Raw genomic sequence first — 16,267 nt, forward strand, 5'->3', positions numbered from 1 at the left:
ATTTTATCGGTTTTCACGCTCAATTTTTGGCGCGTCGCCATGGGATATTAACGGACCCACGGCATCCTGCACGGGCGTGAGTAGTTTTCCAAAGGTCAGTTTTGTGCCGCAAAACAACGACAACAGCTCGCTCGAGCCGTTGAGCAACGAACAAGATGGCGCGTTTTCGCCAATCTTCGGCCAGATCGTGGATCAGATCCGTGAAGGGATCTGTCTGCAGGACATGTATGGCCGTGTCGAATGGATAAATCCCGCCAGCGAAACCATGTTCGGTTGGAAACTGCACGAAATACGCGGGCGATTTGCCCATGATTTTATCCTGCCCCCCGGACAAAGACAGCTTGGTTCGGAACATAGCGGTTTCAAATACGACCTGCAGAGCAGCATTTTTAATCAGAACCTTATTCGGGAATATCAACGGCGTGACGGATCGCGCTTCTGGATTCAGCTGAGCTTCGCCGTGATCGAATTGGGGCCCGCGGAGGATCAGAAAAAGGTGGTTGTTACCTGCCGCGATGTCTCCAATCAGATCATCACAGCCAACAAGCTCAAACGGGTGAATGCAAACCTCGAATATGCGGCCAATCACGATGACCTGACCGGTTTGGGAAACCGCAACAAGCTGAACCAGTTTCTGGAGTCCGAGGAAATGTCCGATGCGATTTCCAAAGGCACCGTGGGCGTTTTGCAAATGGACATCGATATGTTCAAGGGAATCAACGACACATGGGGGCATGCCGCCGGTGACGCCGCTTTGTGCCATGTTGCCAAGGCGCTGACAGCGGTAAGTGCGCCCCAAGATATCGTCTGTCGCACAGGCGGCGATGAGTTCTTGATGGTCACGCTGACGTCCGGTGGGCCGGACGGGCTGCAAAACACCGCCGAACGGTTGATGCAGGCCATCAATGTGCCGCTGATATGGAAGAATGAGAAAATAGATGTGGGCGTTTCGATCGGCGTCAGTACCGCAAGCTCGTCGGATGAAACCGGGGAACAGCTGTTTACCCGTGCCGACGTGGCCCTCTACAGCGCCAAACAGGATGGCCGGGGACATGTCGCACTTTATAGCGACGATATGGGGCGCAAACATCGCGCAGAGCGCCAGTTGGTGCATGATCTGCACATTGCGCTCGAAGAAAAACAGCTCGAAGTTCATCTGCAACCGCAACTTTGCGTGGCCAGCAATACCATCATGGGCTGCGAGGCGTTGATCCGGTGGAACCACCCGCAACGTGGTTTACAGAACCCTGCCCAATTTCTTTGTGCCGCCGAACGTGCCGGGCTGGCCGCTGATGTGGATTACATGTCCATGAACCTGGCATTGGACGCGCTCACCACGCTGCGTGATGCGGGCTTCCCTGATCTGCGCATGTCGATCAACGTGTCCTCCTCCATTTTGGGCGATATCAACTATCCCGGCCTGCTGGATTGGGCGATGCAATCACGCGACATTGCCCCCGGAAGTGTATGCGTTGAAGTCCTCGAAACCACGATTCTCGAAGGTGGTGATCTGGAAATCGCCACAGCGATTGAGCGGCTCAAACATGTGGGTGTTCATATCGCTTTGGATGATTTTGGCACCGGATATGCCGGGTTGGCTCATATGTCCTCTTTTGATGTGGATTCCATCAAACTGGACCGTTCGATGATCTCACGGCTTGGAACAGACCCCCGCAACCGGATGATCGTCCGCTCAATTATCCGCCTCTGTTCGCTCCTGAATATATCCGTCGTCGCCGAAGGTGCAGAAACAGCCGAGCAACTCGAGATCTTGCGCCGGGCGCATTGCCCGATCATCCAGGGCTATGGCATTGCCCGCCCGATGCCGGTCTCCGACACAGTGCAGTGGCTGAATGAAAACGCGCCCAATGCCCCGAAACTCAATTTCGTGCCAACACCGCGTGCCGAGACGATCCCGCTGACACAAGCCAGGTCTTAGCCGCCGACACCCATTGCCCCTGCCCCTCCGCGCCGCTATCACACTTTGTGAATACACGCAGATTATAAAGCGGAGCGGTCGCATGGCAGCCTATCAATATGTTTACCACATGCAGGGGGTTTCAAAGACCTATCCTGGCGGCAAGAAATGTTTTGAAAACATCCATCTGAGCTTTCTGCCGGGCGTAAAAATCGGCGTGGTCGGTGTCAATGGCGCCGGTAAATCCACCCTGATGAAAATCATGACCGGGCTGGACACTGATTTCACCGGAGAGGCCTGGGCCGCAGAGGGCGCAAAAGTGGGCTACCTGCCGCAGGAGCCGCAATTGGACGAAACCCTGTCCGTGCGGGACAATGTGATGCTGGGGGTTGCCGAAAAGAAAGGCAAACTCGACAGGTTCAACGAATTGGCGATGAACTACTCCGATGAAACCGCCGATGAAATGGCCGCGTTACAGGACGAAATTGACAGCCAGAACCTGTGGGATCTGGACGCCCAGATCGACGTATCAATGGAGGCATTGCGCTGCCCGCCGGATGACGCCGATGTGGCGACACTGTCGGGCGGGGAAAAGCGGCGCGTTGCCTTGTGCAAGCTGCTGTTGGAAGCGCCCGATATGCTTTTGCTGGATGAGCCGACCAACCATCTGGACGCGGAAACCATTGCCTGGCTTCAGCAGCATCTGATTGATTACAAAGGCACAATCCTGATTGTCACCCATGACCGCTATTTCCTGGATGACATCACCGGCTGGATCCTGGAACTGGATCGCGGACGCGGCATTCCGTATGAGGGGAATTATTCAGCCTGGCTGGAGCAAAAGGCCAAGCGTCTGGCGCAGGAAGCGCGTGAGGACAAATCCAAGCAAAAGACGCTGGAGCGCGAATTGGAATGGATGCGTCAGGGTCAAAAGGCACGTCAGGCCAAATCCAAAGCCAGGATCAACGCCTATAACGAAATGGCATCACAGTCCGAACGCGAAAAACTCACCCGCGCGCAGATCGTTATCCCGAATGGCCCCCGATTGGGCGACAAGGTGATCGAGGTCGAAGGATTGAAAAAGGCCATGGGTGACAAACTCTTGATTGAGGATTTGTCGTTTTCGCTGCCACCCGGCGGTATTGTGGGCGTGATCGGGCCTAACGGAGCGGGCAAATCCACGTTGTTCAAAATGCTGACGGGTCAGGAAAAGCCCGATGCTGGATCCGTTGAATACGGCGACACGGTGCAGCTGAGCTATGTCGATCAGTCGCGCGATGATCTGAACCCCAACGAAAACGTGTGGGAAGCCATCGCCGATGGTCAGGATATCATCAAGCTGGGCGATGCCGAAGTGAACGCCCGCGCCTATTGCTCGGCCTTCAACTTCAAAGGCGGCGACCAACAGAAAAAAGTGTCACTCTTGTCCGGCGGTGAACGCAACAGGGTGCATATGGCGCGTTTGCTGCGCGAAGGCGGCAACGTTCTGCTGCTCGACGAACCGACAAACGATCTCGACGTCGAAACCCTGCGTGCGTTGGAAGACGCGTTGGTGGATTTCGCAGGATGCGCCGTTGTCATTTCGCACGACCGTTTCTTCCTCGACCGGATTTGCACACATATTCTGGCGTTTGAAGGCGAGGCGCATGTGGAATGGTTCGAAGGCAATTTTGAAGACTACGAAGAAGACAAGAAGCGGCGTTTGGGTGACGATGCGCTGGAACCAAAGCGCATGAAGCACAAAAAATTCGCGCGCTGACATGCTGCAAGAGCGCATATGTTGCGCTCCTGATGATAGTTCGCGGTCTTACCCATGGCGGAGCGGCCCGCGCATGAGTTGCGGCCACCAATTAACTGATCTTAAATCATATTTCTGCGTTCACCGATCGGAAAACCAGTGCGTGAGGATCAGCCCGCGCGCAAGACCTGACGCCCATGTTGCAGGAACATCCGGCGTTTGAGATACACTCTGCTGGGCGGGCCATACCAATCTTCCGGTGCATTAAATTGACCCGCGGAAAGCTCAGGGAAAAGCTGCTTCATTTCCCCGAGGGCAGATTGGTCCATTGTCGCCAGCGCCATCTTTCCCGGATAGAAACTCTCCGACCGGGTGTTTTCCGCAAAAATGATCTGATGCGCGTCAAATAGCAGATGGATATAGGTCACGCGGCGCCGTCCGTTTGCCACACGCACCGGGTTGCCCTTGAGCTCCGCCAGAAACTTGGCCCGCACCAGAGTTTGATCCGGCATCAGCATCCCATGTTGCGGCGAGACAAGTAGATCCCGTTCCGCCCCCAACACCCCTTTGCGGATCAGAATAGGCCTCAGATGCGGGTGTCGCTCCAATTCCGCCCGGCCCAGGGTTCTGTGGCCTATCCAATGGATCGGTTGCGCACCATTGTCCAATGTCGTGACCAGATCACCAACCCGCAATTCTTCAATCAACCGATCCCCCATCGGGGTTCGGATCGCCGTTCCGTGGGTGAAACAGACAACGCCGGTGTTTTCCTGCGTGAAACTGGAATTATCGGCATTCGACCCCTGCACGGTAAGTGACCCACTGCCGAATTGCGTATTGTCCGAATAGTCAGTTGCACGTCCCTTGCTATCCGTCGTGTTGGATTGGTTCAGGACCCCGTCATCGGCCTGATCGGCATAAAGCTCGGAAAGATTGTCGTAATATCCGCTGAGATCAATGGAATCGTTGTTGGTCGCATCCCCATCATTCAACGATCCTGTATTGCCGCTGTTGAAATCGGCAATCGTATCGTCGCCTTCGCCGGGAACATAGGTGAACACATCGTCGCCCGCACCACCTGTGAGGCTGTCATTGCCGGTGCCACCATCAAGCGTGTCGTCACCCGCCCCCCCGGATATCATGTCATTGCCTGATCCACCGTCGATGCTGTCATCGCCCGCACCCGCGTCGATGTTCACACCGGCCGTGTCTTGCGATGCGTCCACCACATCATTGTGATCAGTCAGAATTAGGTTTTCGATTTGAGAGAATTGCAGCGTGCTGGACCCATCGGTGATCGTACCGGATTCGTCGCCGTCATACGTAACAGTCACCGGCCCCGACAGATTGCTCAGATCGATGGTGTCGCTATCGTTTCCGCCCTCACCGCCGACAATGGTGTCATTGCCGAAGTTATCTTCAATCAGGAACGTGTCGGCATCGTCTCCACCATCCAGATAGTCCTCGCGCTGACCTCCTGCGATGGTGTCATTCCCGGCCTCGCCATAGATCGTATCATCGCTCAGCGCACCGCCGCTGTCGGTAATCAGGTCATCCCCGGCACCGCCATAAACCGTGTCGGTATTGTCGCCACCGTCAATCGTATCGTCGCCGTCACCGCCTTCGATGTAGTCAACACCGCCGCCGCCCTCGATGGAATCGTGACCGGAGCCACCAAACATGCGGTCCTCACCTGTTCCGCCAAAGATCGTATCATCACCGTCACCGCCCGATATCGTGTCATCACTGGTTTCAGTTGTGGGCATGGTGAAACTGATATCGGTCACCACATAATCTGATCCGTCCGTGCCATCGGTCTGCAGGTTTGCGGAAAAGACGATTGTATCAAACTCGCCAAAGCCGCTCAGGTCGACGGTGCCGGATCCGGAACCTACACTGGCTTCCGTGAAGTCGGATTGTGCTACCAGAACGCCATCATCATAGATTTCCCAATGGCCCACCTCGCCAAAACTATCGGTGAACAGCGATTGGAAACTGAAACTGGCCGATGTGACGTTATCGTCGAACTCGACAATCAAACGCTCGGACAGGCCAGACGCCTTATCAAACGCGAGTTGATTGGCTTGGCCGCTGTCCGAATCTGAAACGGCACCGGTCGCTCCCAACCCGCCACCGCTTGTGGCAACATTGGATTGGCTGGCAGCCGTCAGCGCACCGCCTTCCACATTCTGGGCAGAAACCGTGTATCCCTGTCCCGTTTGGTTATAGTTGTCGGTTCCGATGGATCCTGAGATGGTCGTATCCGTCGCATCACCGCCCGAAATCAGATCATTGCCACCCCCGCCATCGATGCTATCATCCCCGGAGCCGCCCTCGATACTGTCGTCACCGCCCGCGCCATCGATTGTGTCTTGCCCTGACCCACCCAAAATCGTGTCATTGCCTTCGGAACCGGTAATGGAGTCCGATCCCGCGCCACCATCGACGTAATCGGCATCATTGGACGCACTGCCATCCTGTTGGCGACTGTCAATCGTATCATCGCCGTCGCCGCCATAGACGGTATCAGACCCCTGCCCAGAAGAAATCTGATCATTCCCGCCGCCCGCATCGATGGTATCCGACCCGCTGTCAGAATTCAGCGTGTCATTGTTGTCTGACCCGTCAATGTCATTGCCGGCGTCTTCATCATAATCCTGATCGTCGATCGACGAATATTCTGGCGCGTTTGAATCCGAGACGTTTTCGTAGGCAACATAGTTGTAGCTCACCCCCGGTTGGATGGGCCCGTCCGCCACAAACCCTACGCGTTGACCGTTGATTTCGACCGAATAGAGCCGGATCGTGTTGCCATTATCATCCGTGAGAACATACGCCTCTTCCAGATATGTCTGCCCGCTGGCAACGATAACGCCGTTTTCGTCACGAACCACGCCTGACTGGCTGGTGTCGTCCCCGGTTTCATTCTCGACCGCGTCGCCTTGAAATTGCGTATCATCATCGGTGATCTCAAAATCATAGCCGTCTTCCTGCGCGTCCCAATTCGGGTCCAGCTGGATGGTCGACCCATCCGGAGACGAAAACGCATCGGCGGCAAATCCACCAAAATTATAGGTCGCCATCTGATACCACCTTCTTTGTTGCTGTGAGGCGGCGGATAAACGGCAGAACATCCGTGCCCGACGCGCGTACGTCAGGGAACGATTGGAACAGGGTCACGGATGCGTTCATGCCAAAATGTGTTGGCCATCCAAGGGGACGGCGCGGTCGCCTCATTCAGAAAAATCGTTGAGGCAGGTAAATCGGCTTTGTCTGGAAATTTTCTAAACTTTGGCGACAGAGTGATCGCAAAGTAGTCTCAATTTTAAATATGATTTTTAGAGAATGTGAGGGTTTGCCCGACCGTCGTGCATCCGCGGATACACGCGGGCGGCACGATGTCGCGTGATTTCCGTTTCTACAAAAGAAAACGGCCCCTGCCGAAGCAAGGGCCGTTTCAAATCTTTATCCTAAACGGATTAGGCTTTTTTGCGCAGTTTGCGTGTCACGCCCAGACCACCGATACCTGCAAGCAGGAAGAATGCGGAAGCTGGAAGTGGAACGATGCCACCTTCTGGATCGCCATTGTGAACGATACGCAGGTCAATGCCGTAGCACTGCTGGTCGATCACACGAGCGAAGTCGTCACGCTCGTCGAAGCAGCCATTGTCGCCCCAGAGCGAGATAACGTTCTTACCGTCAACTGTGGCGAAGCCGTTAGGCTCACCGCCGTTAGCGTTCGGGTAGTTCACGTCAGCGAAGTTGAACGAGATCGACTGTCCGCCCAGAGCACCGCCTGTGAAGACGAAATCGATGAAGCCTGAGAGGCCCAATGGACGTGCCGAACCTTGCAGGTTACCGGAAGCTTCGTATGTGCCACCACCAACCATCGAGCCGATGAAGTTGATTGCGCCGGTTACGAGGTTGTAAGAACCCTCGAGAGCCGGAGCCAACCGCCAACGCTCAGAACCATCGAACTGGCCATTGTCTTGGTTGTGAATCAGTGACGACGCAAAACCGCCTTCACTAAATTTAAGAGCTTCTGACTGGTTCAGCGAAGCCGCCGACGCGCCAGTTGCGCAAAGAGTTGCCGAAACAACTGCAGCAGAAAACAAGTGTCTAATTTTCATGATCACCCCGTGATACTAAATATATAGGTAAAGAAAGTGTTACCACAATTATGCCTCATTTGAAGAGGCTTTTCCCTTATAATACCAATAAATCCCAAAATACAGCCCAGAGTTGCACTTTTCACATGATTAGGTGCCGCTAAGGCTGTTAATTGGAATTTAATCATTGGAATTTAACGCAATTGTCCACGAATCCGCAGGATGCGCGTGATCACGCCATGTGATTCGGCGATTACCCGCCGACCGGATATCTGGTCCTTGACGCCCACATTTCCACCACATTCAAAGCCCCATAAATCCCCGCTCTAATTGTCCGTCCATCGCCTTGCAGAAAATTGTCTTCAAAAAAACGGTGTTGCAGGATCGCAACCTTTCCACAACTTCACCGTATTTTGATTTTAACGGGTTTTCTGTACATCATAGTGTTTGGCGAAATTTGAAGGGGAACTAAACAATGATGAAACGCCGCCATTTTCTGGCCGCTGGTGTTGCTGCCGCAACCGTACCTGCTGCTGCGCGTTCTTTTGAAGTCGCGCCAAAATTCAAGCCACAGGAGGTGCGGATCAGCAGTGCCCATGCGCCCGGTCAGCTTCTGGTTCTGCCGCGGGCTCATTTCCTGTATTTTGTGACCGGCCCAAACAAGGCGCTGCGCTACGGTGTTGGCGTCGGCAAAGCCGGGTTGGAATTCACCGGCACCGCAACAATCGACGTCAAGAAAAAGTGGCCCACCTGGCGCCCGACCAATGAGATGATCGAACGCGAGCCGCACAATTACACGAAATTCATCGACAATGATTATGTGCAGCCCGGTGGACCAGGCAACCCGCTTGGGTCCCGCGCGCTCTACCTCTTCCAGAATGGCCGCGACACATATTTCCGCATCCACGGCACCACGTCGCCGCGTTCAATCGGCCGCTCCGTCTCGAACGGCTGCATCCGGATGATCAACGAACATGTGCAGGATCTCTATGAACGCGTGCCAATTGGCACGACCGTCACCGTTCTCTGATCCCGTATCCGTGACCACATTCAAACCCGGTGCATATCGATGCGCCGGGTTTTTCGTGTCAATTCAGGTATCCCTGACTTGCCAGCCCGCCTTTCAAATTTGGGCCATTTTCCGCAGAGTCGCGCGCGCCATTTGGGCCAGTTTTAGCCCAAGAACCTCCAACGCACATCTTTCCCTGCGGCCCGTTCATGCTGCGCGCTACCCTGCGCGCGACCCGCCTGCGAAACCCTCATGTTTGCATTTTCAAACCAGGGGCGGCGGGTCGCATTTTTTGACAAATACTCAATTTTTAGGAGGACTTAGTTATGCCTGATGGCGAACTCACAACCACAAACAAGCTCCCGTGTTGTCCGGAAATCACGACCGAACCGTGCTGCGAAAGCCTGCGCATCGCGTATCGTCTGACAAACCGGCAAAACGACGTCCCGGTGGAAATCACCATTGTCGCCGAGCTGGAACGCTGTCCCGGCCCCCTGGCCCTGGGGGATGTGATCTACTCCACCACCCTTCTGCCCGGTGAACGCGTACGTCTCTACACGTCCAACCGCAACAACCGCTTTACCTATGATCAAGAGAACGAGGTCAGCTACCGGCACGAACAAACGTCCGAAGAAACCTTCTACATGAAGACGATGGACCGCTATATGTCGGACCTTACGGTAACGGACAGCGGATCAGCCCAATCGGAATCGCATTCGGATTTTGAGACGGATGTTGATGGCTCTTACGCGTCCATCGGATTTGCAGGTGGCGGCAGTGTCAACGTTGAAGGCGATTTCAACGCCAACAGTTCCGCCTCCTTCATGCGAGAGCTGTCGCGTCACGCGGAGGGCTCACATGATCGGTCGGTTCAGGCGACCCGCGCGGCCAATTCCACGCAAATCGGCGAGGTCGAAAGCCGCACCCATGCGGAAGGCGAAAGCGAAAGCGCGTATGAGGCGGCGACGCGAAGCATTCAAAACAAGAATGAATGCCATGCGGTCACCTATTTCGCGTACCAACTGGTCAAACGCCAGATTCTGCGCTTTCGCGTCAAGGCGGTGTTGCGCCGCGTTGTGGACACGGCCGCCGGTTCGGTTGTCGATGCGCGCCCCGTGCGCCCGGCCACCGGGATCAAGGTGCTTCCAAATGGTGTTTTGGCAACGCAGACCGCGCGCAACGACGTGCAAAGCACAGGTCGGGTGGCGGCCACGGCACAACGTGCCAATCTGACGCCAAGTCTGGGCAATGTCGGCATCGGCGGTGCTGCCAGCTTTGGCAGGGATTTACGCACAAATGCCATTCCAGCCCAGGTGGTGGCCAACACCAAGCCGCTGAGCCCTCAGGTCCATGACCGCGTGCTGAAACAGGTCGACGAAGATCTGGTCAAGCAAGGCGTATTGTCCGAGGTCGGTTCCAGTGCCGTGGGTGCAAAACTCGCCGCGGAGCTGGAATTTGAGCGGGTCTATTGCCTGCCGACGCAAGGCATCGTGGTCAAAGGGTGTCTGGACGCGTGCAACACATGCGAAGAGACCCGGCTGGAGGGTATTAAGCTGGATCTTGTCCGCAAGGATCTCGAAAATAAACTGCTGGCGCGGAAAATCGAAATTCTTGAGCAAAGTCAGGAGTATCGGTGCTGTCCTTCAGGTGAAACGGAAACCGAAGGCGGCGACATGACCGAATAAACCTTCGGTGAGGCGAAACACGCTCACAACGGCCCGGCGCATCGCTTTTGCCCGGGCCGTTTTTCCATATTCAAAAATCCGCCGATTCCACCCTAAATTGATCCCTGCCCTTGATTTATTCCAATGTTTTCATCATATCAGCCGTGCGACGTTACCACTATCGACCATCTGCTCCTCTACGGCTCAGTCACTCGATCTTGCACTGACTAGCCGGGCTGCCGCACCAACGCGGGCAGCAATAAGTAGGAGAAAACGGTATGGCTAATGGCACCGTTAAATGGTTCAACTCAACCAAAGGCTACGGCTTCATCGCACCTGAGGGTGGCGGCAAAGACGTGTTCGTTCACATCTCAGCTGTTGAGCGCGCCGGTCTGACCGGTCTGGCCGACGACCAGAAAGTGACATTCGACATCGAAGCCGGCCGCGACGGCCGCGAATCCGCGTCGAACATCGCGCTGGCTTAAATCAGCTGCGGGGCTTAAGCCCCTGATAGGAAATTTAAATCGGGCTCCTGCATCAGGGGCCCTTTTTTGTGCCTGAACGCCGAAACGATATCAAACCTGCGATGACGGTGGTGTGTCAGCACGCACAGAGGACAGCGCCCGCGGCCCTGTCTGGGGCGCGTCACCCAATACCCGGTCCAACGCAATCTTGTCACGCGGGCGGAATGCAATCAGCACCAGACAGGCGGCAAAGGTGATGATGGTGGGATAAAACACATGGGAATTGAAGACGATACGGTCCACACCTGAGACATACCACCGATACGGATCCACAATGGCCCACCAGACGCTGGCGGCCGTAAAGCCATGGATCAAGGCCTGCAACGGCAGGGCATAGCGCCGCCAAAGCCCGATCACACACAGAACGCCAATGATCAGTTGCGCGGCCCCGGAGGCATATCCCACCACGGCGCTCATTGTATCGCTCAGCTCGAAATTGCGACCGACGGCCAAAGGAACCTTTGCGGTCACCAATTTGTTCAGCCCGCCCCAAACCAGCAGAAAGCCCGTCGCCACGCGCAACACGAAGAGGCACAGCGTTTGCGCCAGATCTGAGGTCAAAAACCTGTCAAACATCCTGTTCCCTTTGTCGGGCGCCGCCCCTTTTGGTCTATCCGTGCGCTTCCAAATGCGCCCCGATGATGGTGCGCAGCGTATCCGTGTCGCTTGGGCCGCGCACCACCTGAACCATCTCTCCCTCGGGATCGAACAGCAACAGCGTCACATGCGGCACGCCGTACCGGGCCGCAAGCGCCCCGCCGTCCAGCGTATTGACGTTGGCCACCAGATACGTGATTGCGCCATCGTCAAATGATTTCAATGCCTTACGCGTCTGGCGCTGCAAGGTCTGACACAAGGTGCAATTGGGATCGTGGATTTGCACAACCGATGGCTTGCCTTGACCGATCTTTGTCAGATTTGCCTCACACATCGTGGCCTGAACCGATTTCACGGAAAGGAATGTGCCGCCGATCAAAACCGGCAGGGCAATAGCCCCGTTCCGGGCCAACCGCAGAAACTTGCGCCGGCTTTCGGTTTTCGCTTTCTCAGCAGCGACCGTAGGATCAGGCTGCGAGTGTGCCCGCTTAACCTGTTGTTTTTTTCGTTGTTTCTTCAATGTCCTTAACCTTTTAGCGGATGTCGCGTGAATAGGCGCAGTATCCGTCACGCGCGCGGAATGCCCCAATCACATTCTGTTGATGACCGCCAATTACAGACCACGGGCGCTCAGGGCGTTTCGAATATCAGTCCGCATCAATCACCGCCAACACATCCGGTCCCAACGCCTCGACCAGCCGCGCAACCCCATCCGCATTGGGGTGGATACCATCGGGTTGAAAGAAACTTGCCCAATCGGCGGGGTCTTCATTTTCAAGGCCCGCAAAAAAGCTCTCGGCAAATGCCACCTCGAATGACTGGGCCAGATCGGGGAAAATGGCGTCGAACTCTGCCTTGAAATCCGGGCCAAAATTCTCCGGTGCGCGCAATCCAACCAGCAAAACATCGATCTTCTGGTCGCGCGCCACCTGTAAAATCCGGGAGAGATTTTCGCGACTGACCGCCGGATCGATGCCCCGCAGCATGTCATTTGCCCCCAGGGCGACAATCATGGCATCAACCTCGGGTGTCAGGCTCCACGCCACCCGCGCGGCCCCGCCCGCAGTGGTATCGCCCGACACACCCGCGTTGATCACGGACACTTCCGCGCCCTGCCCGCGCAGCCGGTCTTGCAGTTGCGGCACGAACCCCTGTTCCACCGGCAGGCCGAACCCTTGGGTCAGGCTGTCACCCAGTGCCAGAACCGTGATCTCCTCCGCCGTGACAGGCGAGGCCAGCAAAAGAAAGACCGCTGCAACCTTGCCCCGTGCGCGGCGCACCCCATATGTCAGAAACTCCTTTGCAATCAGGCGCAAACCCATGAGCGATCCCATCCTGTCTCTATCCGGTGCCACATTGTCCCTGACGGGAAATGCCGGTCTGGTTGAGATACTTAAAGGGATCACGCTCGATGTCCACCGGGGCGAAAGCCTTGGATTGATCGGGCCCTCGGGGTCAGGCAAATCATCGCTGCTGATGCTGATGGGCGGGCTGGAGCGCGCCACCTCTGGGCGTGTCACTGCACTTGGGCATGATCTGTCGGCCATGTCCGAAGATCAATTGGCGCGTCTGCGGCGGCATCATTTCGGCGTGGTTTTCCAGTCTTTTCACCTGATCCCGACCATGACTGCAATTGAAAACGTGGCCACACCGTTGGAACTGGCCGGGGTTCGCGATGCCCATGCCCGTGCGGCGGATGAGCTGGAGGCCGTTGGCTTGTCCGACCGCCTGGGGCACTACCCGTCGCAGCTCTCTGGCGGCGAACAGCAGCGGGTCGCACTGGCCCGCGCGGCCGCACCGCGCCCGGATATCGTTCTGGCGGACGAACCCACGGGCAATCTCGACAGCGCCAATGGTACTGCGATCATCGACATGCTCTTCGGGCTTCAGGCGCGTCACGGAACTACGTTGGTTCTGGTGACCCATGCCGCCGAGCTGGCGCAACGGTGCGAACGGTTGATCACCCTGCACGATGGCCGCATCGCGCCACAGGACACGACCGAAAAGGCCCGCGCATGAGCCTCGCCAATGCCGCGCGCCTTGCCTCGCGTGAGTTGCGCGGCGGACTTCGGGGGTTCCGCATTTTCTTGGCATGTGTGATCCTCGGCGTGGCCGCCATCGCACTTGTGGGAACGATCCGCGAAAGCATTCAGGCCGGGCTCACCGCCGAGGGGGCAACCCTCTTGGGTGGCGACGCCGAGATGGAGTTCACCTATCGGTTTGCAACGCCGGAAGAGCGCGCTTGGATGGACAGAAACGCCGCGCAAACATCTGAAATCGTTGACTTTCGATCCATGGCCACTGAACCCGGCGGAACGCGCAGCCTGACACAGGTCAAAGCCGTGGATACCGCGTATCCGTTGGCCGGGCGCGTCACGCTTGATCCGGATATCACCCTGTCGACCGCGCTGGCTGGTACGGATGGCGCACCCGGGGCTGTCATGGACCCCCTGCTCTCGGACCGTCTGCGCCTCACAATTGGCGACACGTTCCGTCTTGGCACGCAGGAGTTTCGCTTGATGGCGCATCTGGTGACCGAGCCTGATGGTATCGCCAGCGGCTTTGCCCTGGGGCCGCGCACCATCGTGGCCACCCCGTCGCTTGAAAACTCAGGGCTGTTGGCGCCCGGAACGCTTTTCACAACGCGGTATCGCCTGATGTTGCCGCCCGGCGCGGATCTGACCGCTACGCAGGCAAATGCCACGAAACAGTTCGAAAACAGCGGCATGCGCTGGCGCGACGCGCGCAACGGCGCACCGGGTGTTGCCGAATTTGTAGCCCGCCTCAGCGCCTTTCTGGTGCTGGTCGGCCTCAGTGGATTGGCGGTCGGAGGTGTCGGCATTTCTGCAGCACTCAGGGCGTTTTTGGCAGGAAAGACCCACACAATTGCAACGCTGCGCACCCTTGGTGCAGATCAAACCACGATCTTCCAGACCTATTTTCTGCAGGTTGCGGCACTGGCGGTGGTCGGGCTCATCCTCGGTCTGTTGCTGGGCGTAGGATTGCCCGTCGTGCTCGCCCCGTTGATCACCGCGCAATTGCCGGTGCCTGCGATCTTTGCGGCATACCCGGCCCCGATGGGCGAAGCGGTTCTCTACAGCATACTGACAATCCTGATTTTCACCCTATGGCCGCTGGCGCGCACACAGCAAATCCGCGCCGCCACACTCTTTCGCGACGGGATGCCGCCCGCATCGGGCCTGCCACGCCCGCTTTTCATCATCATCACGATTGGCCTGATCATCACGCTCCTCACCACGGCCATATGGCTCTCGGGCAACCTGCGCCTGACCCTTTGGATGATGGGCGGGATCGCGGCCGCACTGGCCCTTCTGGCCCTTTCAGCCGGCATCATCAGATGGATCGCGCAGCGCATTCGCCCTCGGCTCCGCGGACGTCCTATGTTTTCCTGGGCATTGGGTGCCATTGGCGGGCCGGGTGCCACAACCGTGCCAGTCGTCCTGTCCCTGGGCCTGGGCCTGTCGGTGCTCGCCGCCATCGGGCAGATTGACAGCAACCTGCGCGGTGCCATCGCCCGCGATTTGCCCACCCGTGCACCCAGCTTTTTCTTTGTGGATCTGCAAAAGGATCAGATGCCCGGCTTTCTGGAGCGGCTGGAAAACGATCCTGCAGTATCCAAGATCGACCGTGCCCCGATGCTGCGCGGCATCATCACCGAGATCAATGGCAAACCCGCGCGGGACGTGGCCGGGGATCATTGGGTGCTCGAGGGCGATCGCGGCATCACCTATGCGGGGCCCATCCCGGCGCGGACAACGATCACTGCCGGCACATGGTGGGATGCGGATTATGACGGCCCTCCGCAGGTCAGTTTTTCTGCCGAAGAAGCGGCCGAGATGGGCCTCAAACTGGGTGATCTGATCACCGTCAATATCCTCGGGCGTGACATCACCGCGATGCTAAGCAGCCTGCGCGAGGTCGACTTTTCGACCGCTGGCATGGGCTTCATCATGGTCATGAACCCCGCAGCTCTCTCCGGCGCGCCACACACGTTCATTGCGACCACCTACGCCACACCAGAGGCAGAAAACGCAATCCTGAACGATGTGAGCCGCGCCTATCCCAACGTGACCGCAATCCGCGTGCGTGATGCGATTGATCAGGTCGCGGGCCTGCTGGCCGGGCTGGCGCGGGCATCGGCCTGGGGCGCATCGGCCACGCTTCTGACCGGGTTTCTGGTGCTCATCGGATCGGCAGCAGCGGACCAGCAAGCGCGCAGACAAGAAGCGGCGGTGCTAAAGACCCTTGGCGCCACGCGCGCTCAAATCCTGACCAGTCTGACCTTGCGGGCACTGCTGTTGGGCGTGGCGGCAGGCGCTGTGGCGCTTGGCGCGGGCGTTCTCGGCGGATGGGCCGTCAGCCGGTATGTTATGGAAACGGCGTTCCAGATCAGCTGGCCTTCGGCGTTTTTCATCATATCAGCCGGGATCGGTGTTTCACTCCTTGCGGGGTTGAGCTTTGCGATCGGTCCCCTTTCTGCGCGGCCATCGCGCATCCTGCGCGCCCCGGATTAATCCCTCAAAATTGAGCCATTTGTACCCGCGAGGTAAGGGAAACCTGACTAACCCTATTGCCGATTTCTGCCTAGGCTACCCCCATTCTCACCGGCACAATCCGGCAAAAAGTCAATTTTCAATGACCTGTTTGAGACCAGTATTTTAAGGGGTGTTTTATGCAGAGTGCTATC

The 16,267-nt window shown here is 57.1% G+C and carries 12 protein-coding genes; 7 read left to right on the forward strand and 5 right to left on the reverse strand.

Annotated features, from left to right (window positions below):
* Positions 1-76 precede the first annotated feature (76 nt).
* Both ACZ1HJ_RS18075 and ettA read left to right on the forward strand, forming a co-directional pair.
* Positions 77-1,939, forward strand: a complete 1,863-nt coding sequence (locus ACZ1HJ_RS18075) for a sensor domain-containing protein (RefSeq protein WP_472720022.1) — start codon at positions 77-79, stop codon at positions 1,937-1,939.
* Positions 1,940-2,021: 82 nt separating this feature from the next.
* Positions 2,022-3,677, forward strand: a complete 1,656-nt coding sequence (gene ettA, locus ACZ1HJ_RS18080; RefSeq protein WP_472720023.1) for an energy-dependent translational throttle protein EttA — start codon at positions 2,022-2,024, stop codon at positions 3,675-3,677.
* Positions 3,678-3,826: 149 nt separating this feature from the next.
* Here ettA and ACZ1HJ_RS18085 read toward each other — a convergent pair whose 3' ends face one another.
* Entirely contained in the window at positions 3,827-6,739 is a 2,913-nt protein-coding gene (locus tag ACZ1HJ_RS18085; protein ID WP_472720024.1) for a Hint domain-containing protein, read from the reverse strand.
* A gap of 396 nt (positions 6,740-7,135) precedes the next feature.
* Positions 7,136-7,786, reverse strand: coding sequence for a VPLPA-CTERM sorting domain-containing protein (locus tag ACZ1HJ_RS18090; RefSeq protein ID WP_472720025.1), 651 nt, complete (start codon positions 7,784-7,786; stop codon positions 7,136-7,138).
* A 454-nt stretch (positions 7,787-8,240) separates the two neighbouring features.
* Here ACZ1HJ_RS18090 and ACZ1HJ_RS18095 point away from each other — a divergent pair, with 454 nt between their 5' ends.
* From ACZ1HJ_RS18095 to ACZ1HJ_RS18105, 3 genes are all read left to right on the forward strand, one after another.
* Positions 8,241-8,795 carry a L,D-transpeptidase gene (locus ACZ1HJ_RS18095; protein WP_472720026.1) on the forward strand — a complete coding sequence of 185 codons (555 nt, stop codon included), beginning with the start codon at positions 8,241-8,243 and terminating at the stop codon, positions 8,793-8,795.
* 305 nt (positions 8,796-9,100) lie between these two features.
* Positions 9,101-10,459 (forward strand): hypothetical protein, encoded by a 1,359-nt coding sequence (locus ACZ1HJ_RS18100; RefSeq protein WP_472720027.1) that lies wholly within the window; start codon positions 9,101-9,103, stop codon positions 10,457-10,459.
* Between the two features lie 257 nt (positions 10,460-10,716).
* The gene (locus tag ACZ1HJ_RS18105) at positions 10,717-10,923 is read left to right on the forward strand and encodes a cold-shock protein (RefSeq protein WP_472720028.1); all 207 of its coding nucleotides are present in this window, start codon (positions 10,717-10,719) and stop codon (positions 10,921-10,923) included.
* 90 nt (positions 10,924-11,013) lie between these two features.
* Here the strand turns inward: ACZ1HJ_RS18105 and ACZ1HJ_RS18110 are convergent, their stop codons facing one another.
* The 3 genes from ACZ1HJ_RS18110 to ACZ1HJ_RS18120 all read right to left on the reverse strand — a co-directional run bounded on the left by ACZ1HJ_RS18110 (position 11,014) and on the right by ACZ1HJ_RS18120 (position 12,881).
* Entirely contained in the window at positions 11,014-11,538 is a 525-nt protein-coding gene (locus ACZ1HJ_RS18110; RefSeq protein WP_472720029.1) for a hypothetical protein, read from the reverse strand.
* A gap of 34 nt (positions 11,539-11,572) precedes the next feature.
* Entirely contained in the window at positions 11,573-12,079 is a 507-nt protein-coding gene (locus tag ACZ1HJ_RS18115) for a thioredoxin family protein (protein ID WP_472720030.1), read from the reverse strand.
* A gap of 127 nt (positions 12,080-12,206) precedes the next feature.
* The gene (locus ACZ1HJ_RS18120) at positions 12,207-12,881 is read right to left on the reverse strand and encodes an arylesterase (protein WP_472722235.1); all 675 of its coding nucleotides are present in this window, start codon (positions 12,879-12,881) and stop codon (positions 12,207-12,209) included.
* Here ACZ1HJ_RS18120 and ACZ1HJ_RS18125 point away from each other — a divergent pair.
* Together ACZ1HJ_RS18125 and ACZ1HJ_RS18130 are read left to right on the forward strand one after the other, a co-directional pair.
* Entirely contained in the window at positions 12,880-13,578 is a 699-nt protein-coding gene (locus tag ACZ1HJ_RS18125) for an ABC transporter ATP-binding protein (RefSeq protein ID WP_472720031.1), read from the forward strand. The two genes, ACZ1HJ_RS18120 and ACZ1HJ_RS18125, sit on opposite strands and share 2 nt — an antisense overlap.
* Positions 13,575-16,094, forward strand: coding sequence for an ABC transporter permease (locus ACZ1HJ_RS18130; RefSeq protein ID WP_472720032.1), 2,520 nt, complete (start codon positions 13,575-13,577; stop codon positions 16,092-16,094). The genes ACZ1HJ_RS18125 and ACZ1HJ_RS18130 overlap by 4 nt, the downstream gene beginning before the upstream one ends.
* Positions 16,095-16,267: the final 173 nt, after the last annotated feature.

The organism is Roseovarius sp. JB2-10 (genome assembly GCF_055693585.1).

Bases quoted from the DNA above. Each gene is read 5' to 3' on its own strand.
- ACZ1HJ_RS18100 (WP_472720027.1), top strand. From the start codon at position 9,101: ATGCCTGATGGCGAACTCACAACCACAAACAAGCTCCCGTGTTGTCCG.
- ACZ1HJ_RS18095 (WP_472720026.1), top strand. From the start codon at position 8,241: ATGATGAAACGCCGCCATTTTCTGGCCGCTGGTGTTGCTGCCGCAACC.
- ACZ1HJ_RS18110 (WP_472720029.1), bottom strand. From the start codon at position 11,538: ATGTTTGACAGGTTTTTGACCTCAGATCTGGCGCAAACGCTGTGCCTC.
- ACZ1HJ_RS18105 (WP_472720028.1), top strand. From the start codon at position 10,717: ATGGCTAATGGCACCGTTAAATGGTTCAACTCAACCAAAGGCTACGGC.
- ACZ1HJ_RS18120 (WP_472722235.1), bottom strand. From the start codon at position 12,881: ATGGGTTTGCGCCTGATTGCAAAGGAGTTTCTGACATATGGGGTGCGC.
- ACZ1HJ_RS18125 (WP_472720031.1), top strand. From the start codon at position 12,880: ATGAGCGATCCCATCCTGTCTCTATCCGGTGCCACATTGTCCCTGACG.
- ACZ1HJ_RS18085 (WP_472720024.1), bottom strand. From the start codon at position 6,739: ATGGCGACCTATAATTTTGGTGGATTTGCCGCCGATGCGTTTTCGTCT.
- ettA (WP_472720023.1), top strand. From the start codon at position 2,022: ATGGCAGCCTATCAATATGTTTACCACATGCAGGGGGTTTCAAAGACC.
- ACZ1HJ_RS18090 (WP_472720025.1), bottom strand. From the start codon at position 7,786: ATGAAAATTAGACACTTGTTTTCTGCTGCAGTTGTTTCGGCAACTCTT.
- ACZ1HJ_RS18130 (WP_472720032.1), top strand. From the start codon at position 13,575: ATGAGCCTCGCCAATGCCGCGCGCCTTGCCTCGCGTGAGTTGCGCGGC.